At 68.4% G+C, this 2,091-nt stretch carries 2 protein-coding genes; both read left to right on the top strand.

Translation table 11 applies throughout. The annotated features are described in order from the left end of the window. The coding region (locus KZA10_RS18770) for an RNA polymerase sigma factor (RefSeq protein WP_374196591.1) at positions 1-482 on the top strand (482 nt) is incomplete at its 5' end. A gap of 206 nt (positions 483-688) precedes the next feature. Beyond that, on the top strand, positions 689-1,975 hold the full coding sequence (locus KZA10_RS13215) for an adenylosuccinate synthase (protein WP_218683108.1): 1,287 nt from the start codon (positions 689-691) through the stop codon (positions 1,973-1,975). Positions 1,976-2,091: the final 116 nt, after the last annotated feature.

The raw sequence follows: 2,091 nt of genomic DNA, 5'->3' as shown, positions 1-2,091 counted from the left end.
TGGCGGAGACGTTCCTGGTGGCCTTCGAGCGACGCTCGGCGTACGACGTCACGGTGCAGAACGCCCGGCCGTGGCTGCTGGGCATCGCGACGCGGCTCATGCGCAAGCACGTGCGCCTGGAGGCCACCGCGTGGAAAGGGGTGTCTGCAGACCTGGCGGCCCAGATCGTCCCGGACTTCATCGAGCAGGCGGGCGCGCGTATCGACGCCCAGCGGCTGGCTCGACGGCTGAAGAAGGCGCTTCGCCGGCTCTCGAAAGCTGACCGCGACACTCTGCTGCTCTACGCCTGGGACGGTGCCTACCGCCATGCGCAGCAGTGCCAGAGCTCCAGGGTCGTAGTGCGGGCCCGCGCCGCGGATGCCGATGAAGGCCGAAGCCCACAGCACCACGGTGACCAGCGCGGCGGCGAGCACGAGTGCGCCCTGCTTCTTCGGCGCTCCGGTATCGGTGCGGATCCCGGGGTCGCCGGATGCGGCTGCTGACATCCTTCGATCCTGGCAGTGGCGTCCGACATCGGGCGAGCCGCCGCAGCGCCATCCGCCGTCGCTTTCCCGCCGACTCCGCCGGTCGACGCCCGCTGCGCTCACCTCACGGGAGGGCGCTGCGAATCGCTTCGATAGGATGGGACCGCCCGAAGAGGGCCAGCTCATCGGCCGGTGCAAACCCGGCGAAAGCCAGGGGGTTACCCATGCCAGGAATCGTTATCGTCGGCGTGCAGTGGGGCGACGAAGGAAAGGGCAAGGCCACCGATCTTCTCGGTGAGCGCACCGACTGGGTGGTGAAGTTCAACGGCGGCAACAACGCCGGGCACACCGTCGTCGTCGGCGACGAGAAGTACGCGCTGCACCTGCTGCCCTCCGGCATCCTGTCGCCCGGCGTCACTCCGGTGATCGGCAACGGCGTGGTCATCGACCTCGAGGTGCTGTTCTCCGAGCTGGAGGCGCTCGCCGCCCGCGGCATCGACGTCTCGCGACTCAAGGTCAGCGCCAACGCGCACATCATCACGCAGTACCACCGCACGCTCGACAAGGTGACGGAGCGGTTCCTCGGCAAGCGCAACATCGGCACGACCGGCCGCGGCATCGGCCCGGCGTACGCCGACAAGATCAACCGTGTCGGCATCCGGGTGCAGGACCTGTTCGACGAGAACATCCTGCGCCAGAAGGTCGAGGGCGCTCTCGACCAGAAGAACCATCTGCTGGTGAAGGTCTTCAACCGCCGCGCGGTCACGTGCGACGAGATCGTGGAAGACCTGCTCTCCTACGCCGAGCGGCTGCGGCCGATGGTCGCCGACACGGGCTACCTGATCGCCGAGGCTCTCGACCGCGACGAGGTCGTGGTGTTCGAGGGCGGCCAGGCCACGATGCTCGACATCGACCACGGCACCTACCCGTTCGTGACCTCGTCTTCGGCGACAGCCGGAGGAGCTGCGACGGGCTCCGGCGTCGGTCCCGGTGCGCTCGACCGCATCGTCGGCATCGTCAAGGCGTACACGACCCGCGTGGGCTCCGGCCCGTTCCCGACCGAGCTGTTCGACGAGCAGGGCGAGTGGCTGCGCAAGCAGGGCTTCGAGTTCGGCACCACCACCGGTCGTCCGCGCCGGGTGGGCTGGTACGACGCGCCCATCACGCGCTACGCCACGCGCATCAACGGCATCACCGACCTCGTGCTCACGAAGCTCGACATCCTCACGGGCCTCGAGCAGATCCCCGTGTGCGTCGCCTACGACGTCGACGGCGAGCGATTCGACGAGGTGCCGGTCAACCAGACCGACTTCCACCACGCGAAGCCGATCCTGGAGTACTTCCCTGGTTGGAGCGAAGACATCTCCGTCGCGCGCACCTTCGAGGACCTGCCGCAGAACGCACAGGACTACGTGCTGGCGCTCGAGAAGATGAGCAACACGCGTATCTCGGTGATCGGCGTCGGGCCCGAGCGCGACCAGGTCGTCGTCCGTCACGACCTGCTCGACTGACCCGCGTCGTGACGCGCTTCTGGCTGGGCGGCTACGGGGCCGCGATGGACGGCTCGGCCGAGGGTATCGGCCTGCTCGCGGGGGATGAAGGGCGCGAGGCCTCCACTCTCGCCTAC

It is taken from the genome of Microbacterium sp. BF1 (genome assembly GCF_019279095.1).
Lineage (GTDB): Bacteria > Actinomycetota > Actinomycetes > Actinomycetales > Microbacteriaceae > Microbacterium > Microbacterium maritypicum.
The sequence above is the reverse complement of the archived record's forward strand: the minus strand, read 5'-3'. Positions and strand labels throughout refer to the sequence as shown.